Genomic DNA, 6,770 nt, shown 5'->3' with positions numbered 1-6,770 from the left:
CGCGAGGGGCGTAGATGCCGCTGCCGAAGGCGAAGAACAGCGAATTGATGAAGGACACCATGTTGCCGTCGCGGTCGGCGACTGCAACGTAAGCCGTGTCACGATGAACAGGCATGTCGAAATCCGCCGGCGCGCTGGCACGCTTCCGGTCGATGGAGGAGCGCAATGCCGCGACTGACGCCTCCGAGAGCAGCGCGTCGACATCGAGCGGACGGAATGCCGGATCGGCGACCAGCGCGTCACGCTGCCGGTAGGCTGCCTTGGTTGCCTCGGCAAGGAGGTGAATGCGATCCGTCTCGCCGAGCGCGGGGTCGGCCATGTCAAAGCCGGCAAGGATGCGGGCGATCAGCAGCGCCGCGACGCCCTGTCCGTTCGGCGGACATTGCAGGATTTGATGATCGCGATAGTCGGCGCTGATCGGCTCGACGTACTCCGATCGGGCGCTTGCCAGATCTTCAAGCTGCATCACCCCGCCCAGCGCCTTCAATGTTGCGACGATTTCTTCGGCGACGGCACCTTCGTAAAAGGCGGCGCGTCCCTCGCGTGCAATCCGGCGCAGCGTCGCGCCGAGTGCGGGATGGCTGAGCTTGCTGCCGACGGCGGGCGCAGTGCCGCCGGGCAGATAGACCGGTACGCCAGTCTGATGTCGTTCGATGCGATCGGCGTAGCGAGCCCAATCCAGCGCGGCGCGGGGCGTGACCACAAAGCCGGTCTCGGCCGCGCGGATGGCGGGCGCCAGAACCTCGTCAAGGCCTTTTGAACCATGGTCGGCAGAGAGGCGGCACCAGGCATCGACCGCACCCGGAACCGTGACGGCAAGGGGTGAATGGTCCGGGATCGACGCCAGCCCCCGTTGCCGAAACCAGCCGAGTTCGGCCTTCGCCGGCGCCCGGCCGGAGCCGTTGACAGCGACGGGTTTGCCGGAGGCGGGAGCATAGATCGCAAAACAGTCGCCGCCGATGCCGGTCATATGCGGATCGATGACGCCCTGGAGGGCGATCGCGGCAATGGCGGCATCGACGGCATTGCCGCCATTGCGCAGCATCTCGACCGCAGCGAGTGTCACAGCCGGATGAGAGGTCGCGGCCATGCCCCGGTCGCCCACCCCCAGCGAGCGCCCCGGCACCATGAAATCGCGCTGTCCCCAGCTCATGCCCTTCTCCGATTGTTGTTGTGGGGCCGCGTGGCGAGGGCTGCGGCAGCCGGTTCATCGCAGAGGATATCGACGTTGCCGTGCAGGCGGAGCGCCGAGGCAGGACAAGCTGCCGTCATCGGACCCTCGATCGCGGCTGCGAGTGCGGCTGCTTTCTCCGGTCCCCTGGCGACAAGGAGGATGCTCCGAGCCTCCAGGATTGTCGCTATGCCCATTGTGATCGCACGTTCGGGAACCGACGCCGGATCGGGAAAATTGCCGGCATTCGCGATGCGGGTTGCTTCGTCGAGTCTGACTTCGCGGGTACGTGAGGCGAAATCCGAACCTGGCTCATTGAAGCCGATATGGCCGTTGGCGCCGATGCCGAGGAGCAGCAGGTCGATGCCACCGGCAGCCGCAATCTGCGCCTCATAGCGCGCGGCCTCGGCGGCGAGATCGTCGGCCGTGCCATCGGGGAGCCTGGCCCGACCGGATTCCATGTCCACATGCCTGAACAGATGCTGCTGCATATAGGCATGGAAGCTTCCGGGCGATTGCGGTGCGATGCCCACATATTCATCGAGGTTGAAACTCGACACCTTTCGGAAGGAGATGAGGCCGGCGCGGGTTGCGGCGACGAGGCGGGCATAGACTGGCGTCATCGTCGCGCCGGTCGCAAGACCGAGGGTAAGAGGCTGCCGATCTTGCAGCCTGGCGATGACAAGGGCGGCCGCGCGCTCGGCGACGGCACCAGCATTGCCTACAACCTCAACTCTCGGCGCATGCTCTTTCATGCCGCGACATTTGCCCCCGCGACGGGAAGGGCCAATGGACCGGCATCCCTGCCGATGCCAAACAGCGAGCGATGCACGAGGTCGATCGCGCTGCCGATCGCACCGATCAGCGTGGCGCGATTGCCGAGCGCGYTGAGCTCGATACGAACGGGCTCGCGCATGCAGCGTCCCAGATGTTCATCGATCCGGAGCTTCAACTCGGGCCGTGCGCCGATGCTCCCCCCCAGGATGATGATCTCCGAATCGAGGATGCTGTGCACGGCCAGGATCGCGGTCGTGAGAATCCGGCTGACCTCGTCGATCGTGATCCGTGCCGCCTCCTCGATGTCGAGCCGATCGAAGACATCGCGCACCGTGCTGCCGGGGCTGCCGCCGAGCCCGAGATAACGTTCGACGATGCCGGCACTGCCGATGGCGGTTTCCAGGGTGCCGAACCGAAGGCCGCGCGCATCGTAGGGATCGCCCCCAAGCGGCAGGTAGGCGATCTCGCCGGCCGCCCCGCGTGCACCGCGCACGAGATAGCCGTCGGAAAAGATGCCCATGCCGATGCCGGTGCCGACTGCGATGAAGGCGAAACTGCGCGCCCTGCGGCTGTTGCCGCGCCAATGCTCCCCGATTGCCGCGAGATTGACGTCATTCTCGATGGCGACGTCGATCCCGAGCCGTTCGCGCAGCGCGGCCCTCACGTCCAGGCTATCCAGTCCCGGGATATTGGGCGCGATCACGATGCTGCCCGACGCCGGGTCGACCATCCCCGGACTTCCCATCACGCCGCCGCGCAAACGTTGCGCCGATACGGACGCGCGCTGAAGCAGGGCATCCTTCATGCGCTCGATCTGTGCGACCACGGCAGCGCCGCCGTCGCTAGATGTCGGTTCGATGCTCTCGGCGACGATCTCACCGTGCAGATCGGCAAGTGCGATGTGCAGTTTCGTGCCGCCAAGATCGATGCCCAGCACGAAGGCGGCGTCCGGCCGGAGCGCATAGGTGACGGCGCTTCTCCCCACGCTGCCCTGAATTTGCCCGTCCTCATGGACCCAGCCGTCGCGCTCGAGATCACGCATCACTTCGGAGATGGTCTGCTTGGACAGGCCCGTGCTGCGGGCGATTTCGGCGCGCGATACCGAGCGATCACGCAGCAGGCGCTCAACCACGAGGCGCACGGATTGCTGCCGCGCTACGGGCGATGAGGGGGCGTCTTGCATGAGCCTCGATCCAATTAGTCAATATACAGAACTAATACATCGCTGAGCTTGCAGTCAAGGGGCGTGGCGTGCGGATTTTACCCGTCTATGGGCTGACATATTGTAACTTAATTACATGTCGTAGGGGCAATTTGTTCGGGATATTTACAAATTGAATTGGGCGTGCTTGTCTTGTCCTTCGACAGCAGAGCCTGGGACGAAACCTTGGGACGAAAGGAATTCCGTATGAAGCGGATGGGCACGGCGTTGGCGGCAATTCTGATGATCGCATCGGGCGTTGTCTCGGCGAGTGCCGTGACATTGCGGGTCGGCGTTCAGGACGATCCCGATGCGCTCGACCCGGCGCTCAGCGGCACTTACGCAGGCCGCTTCGTGTTTGCCGCGCTGTGCGACAAGCTCGTCGATATCTCCCCCGACCTCAAGATCGTGCCGCAGCTGGCAGAGGCATGGGAGTGGGCCGCGGACGGCAAGTCGATCACCTTCACACTGCGCAAGAACGTCACGTTCCACGATGGCACCGCGTTCGATGCGGCGGCGGTCAAGTTCAATATCGAGCGCATGAAGACGATGCCGGATTCCAAGCGCAAGGCCGAGCTGGCGCCGATCGCGAACGTCGAAGCGCTTGCCGCGGACAAGGTGAAGTTCAACCTGTCCGAGCCGTTCGTGCCGCTGCTTGCCAATCTCAGCGATCGTGCCGGCATGATGGTCTCGCCCAAGGCTGCCACGGAGAAAGCCGGGGAATTTGCCGCCGCGCCGGTCTGTGCCGGGCCGTATCAATTTGTCGAGCGTAAGTCGCGCGACCTCATTCGCGTCAAGAAATATCCCGGCTACTGGAACGCTGCACCGGCCGGCTATGACGAGGTCGTCTATTACTACGTTCCCGACTCGACCGTGCGGTTGTCGCGCGTACGGGCGGGCGATCTCGATCTCGCCGAGCGTATCGCGCCGACCGATCTCAAGACCGTGCGCGACGATCCCAACCTCGCCCTGCATTCCGGCAAGGGACTTGCCGTCTCGCATCTGATGTTCAATGTCGGCGCGGGCGCGAAGGCCGATACGCCACTGGGCAAGAACGCGACGCTGCGTCAGGCCTTTGAGCTCGCGATCGATCGCAATGTCATCAATCGCGTTGCCTTCAACGGCGAGTTCTTGGCCGATAACCAGATGATCCCGCCGTCATCTCCGTTCTACGACAGCGCGCACAAGGCGCCGGCTCGCGACGTTGCCAAGGCCAAGGCCATGATTGCCGCCGCCGGGATGACTCGCGTGCCGGTCGAGCTCCAGTACGAGAATACGGCCGGCGATTCCCGGGTCGCACAGATCATACAGTCGATGGCGGGCGAGGCCGGCTTCGACGTCAAGCTGCTGCCCATGGAAACGACCACGGCCATCGAGCGCTACCTGAACGGCAATTTCGAAGCCTATATCGGCAACTGGAGCGGCCGGGCTGACCCGGACCCGACGCTGGTCGCCTTCTTCAGTTGCGCGGGCTCCCAGAACGTCAACAAGTACTGCAACAAGGATCTCGACGCGATCCTGAACCAGGCCCGGGGCGAGGCTGACGAAGCCAGGCGCAAGGCACTCTACGCCAAAGCGACGGACATTTACCTGACGGCGCTCTCCTCGATTCCCCTCCATCACCCGAACTGGTTCTTTGCGGCCCGCAAATCGGTCGGCGGCATCGTCATGGTGCCGGACGGTCTCTTGCGTTTGGTCGGTGTCAGGCCGGTGAATTGATGCGCAACGCCTCGCGCCCGCCGACGCGCTTGCCCTGGTGAGGACCAGTCTGCCCCGATGAAGAGCTTGCTTCTGCGCCGGCTTGCCGTCCTGCTGCCGACCCTGTTGCTGGTGTCGATGATGGTGTTCGGTCTGCAGAAACTGCTGCCCGGCGATCCTGCGCTGGCGCTCGCCGGAGAAGAGCGTAATCCCGAAGTCGTCGAGTATCTTCGGCAGAAGTATCGCTTCAATGATCCGATCCCGGTGCAATACGCCGTCTGGCTGAAAGCCCTGCTGCACGGTGACTTCGGCACTTCGGTACGCACCCGATTGCCGATCGGCACCATGCTGGCGGAAAAATTGCCGGTGACCATTGAGCTCGCGATACTGTCGATGCTGGTCGCACTGCTCGTCGGGTTGCCGATCGGGATCTTCGCGGCGCTGGGGCGCGGGACGCCCTTCGACTACGGTGCCAGTCTGTTCGGGCTTGCCGGATTGTCGATCCCGCATTTCTGGCTGGGGATTATGCTGATCCTTCTGTTCTCGGTGAATCTCGGCTGGCTTCCGGCCGGAGGTTTCGTTCCACCGTCTGAAAGCGTGGGAGGCAACCTGCTTTCGATGCTGATGCCCGCTTTGGTGCTCGGCACGGGCACCGCTGCGATCATGATGCGCCATGTCCGCGGCGCGATGATCGAGGCGATGAAGCAGGACTACGTGCGCACGGCCCGCGCCAAGGGCGTCCGCGAAAGCACCATCGTGCTGCGTCATGCGCTGCCGAACGCGCTGATCCCGGTCGTCACGCTGGGCACGTTGCAATTTGGCGAATTGCTGGCCGGCGCGGTGCTGACGGAGCAGGTCTTTTCCATCCCGGGTTTCGGCAAGATGGTCGTCGACGGCGTGTTCAGCCGCGATTATGCCGTGGTTCAGGCGGTCGTGCTCTGCACGGCGGCCGTATTCCTGCTGATGAGCCTGATTGCCGACGCCGCCTATGTGCTGCTCAATCCGAGGCTCAGGTCATGAGCTCAATTGAGACGGCGCCGGTCGCAAGTCAGGCGCGCGCCGCCGCTCCTTCGGAGATTCGTCGCCTGTTGCGCGAACCTTCCGCTGTCATCGGCGCCACGATCATTCTATTCTTCGTCGTGCTGGCGGTGTTTGCCTCGTGGATTGCGCCGTACGATCCGAATTCGCCGGACTGGATGGCGATTCGCGCGGCACCCGGTGCGGCACACTGGTTCGGCACCGACGATCTCGGTCGGGACGTGCTGTCGCGCGTGATCTTCGGCACGCAAGCCTCGCTTGCCGCCGGCATGGTCTCCGTCACGGTCGCGGTGCTGATCGGCCTCCCGTTTGGTCTCATCGCCGGCTATTTCGGCGGCCTCGCCGACATGGTGATCTCGCGCCTCGCCGATGCGCTGCTCGCTTGCCCCTTTCTGATACTGGCGATTGCGCTCGCTGCGTTCCTGGGCCCCAGCCTGCAAAATGCGATGATTGCCATCGGCATTTCCGCCGTGCCGGTTTTCGTTCGTGTTGCGCGTGCCGCGACGCTGGTTGTCTGCACCGAGGACTACATCGCGGCGGCCCGGTCCCAAGGCCTCGGCCATTTCGCCATCCTGACCGGGCAGGTGCTGCCGAACGTGCTTGCGCCGACGATTGTGCAGGCGACGCTGACCATGGCGATTGCAGTTCTCGCCGAGGCGAGCCTGGCCTTTCTGGGACTTGGCCAGCTTCCTCCGGCCCCGTCCTGGGGCGCCATGCTTGATGTTGCCAGGCAATTTCTCGGCGAGGCGCCATGGATGGCATTGTGGCCCGGGCTTGCGATCATTGCCCTCGTCATCGGCTTCAACCTGATGGGTGACGGCCTGAATGATGCTCTCAATCCCCGGAACTAGATCGAAGACGCGCTCCTGTTCGGCGAGGCCGTCG

The 6,770-nt window shown here is 64.1% G+C and carries 6 protein-coding genes; 3 read left to right on the top strand and 3 right to left on the bottom strand.

From position 1 onward, the window contains the following. The 3 genes from ACXJL8_RS05840 to ACXJL8_RS05830 form a co-directional block, all read right to left on the bottom strand. The coding region (locus tag ACXJL8_RS05840) for a gamma-glutamyltransferase family protein (protein ID WP_456684744.1) at positions 1-1,153 on the bottom strand (1,153 nt) is incomplete at its 3' end. Continuing rightward, positions 1,150-1,926 carry a glucosamine-6-phosphate deaminase gene (gene nagB / locus ACXJL8_RS05835; protein WP_456621832.1) on the bottom strand — a complete coding sequence of 259 codons (777 nt, stop codon included), beginning with the start codon at positions 1,924-1,926 and terminating at the stop codon, positions 1,150-1,152. The genes nagB and ACXJL8_RS05840, both read right to left, overlap by 4 nt. Continuing rightward, a complete protein-coding gene (locus ACXJL8_RS05830; RefSeq protein ID WP_456684743.1) occupies positions 1,923-3,089 on the bottom strand; it encodes an ROK family protein in 1,167 nt (388 codons plus the stop codon). Before ACXJL8_RS05830 ends, nagB begins: the two co-directional genes overlap by 4 nt. Positions 3,090-3,356: 267 nt before the next feature. Between ACXJL8_RS05830 and ACXJL8_RS05825 the strand changes: the two genes are divergently transcribed. Genes ACXJL8_RS05825 through ACXJL8_RS05815 form a run of 3 tightly spaced genes read left to right on the top strand, consistent with a single transcriptional unit; the run spans position 3,357 to position 6,736 of the window. Beyond that, entirely contained in the window at positions 3,357-4,868 is a 1,512-nt protein-coding gene (locus ACXJL8_RS05825; protein ID WP_456621830.1) for an ABC transporter substrate-binding protein, read from the top strand. 57 nt (positions 4,869-4,925) lie between these two features. Beyond that, complete coding sequence (locus ACXJL8_RS05820; RefSeq protein WP_456621829.1) at positions 4,926-5,867, top strand: ABC transporter permease; 942 nt, start codon at positions 4,926-4,928, stop codon at positions 5,865-5,867. Next, positions 5,864-6,736: an ABC transporter permease gene (locus tag ACXJL8_RS05815; RefSeq protein ID WP_456621828.1), complete on the top strand. Its 873-nt coding sequence runs from the start codon at positions 5,864-5,866 to the stop codon at positions 6,734-6,736. Before ACXJL8_RS05820 ends, ACXJL8_RS05815 begins: the two co-directional genes overlap by 4 nt. The last annotated feature ends 34 nt before the right edge of the window (positions 6,737-6,770 follow it).

The sequence above is a fragment of the Bradyrhizobium sp. P5_C11_2 genome, from assembly GCF_054049755.1.
The sequence above is the reverse complement of the archived record's forward strand: the minus strand, read 5'-3'. Positions and strand labels throughout refer to the sequence as shown.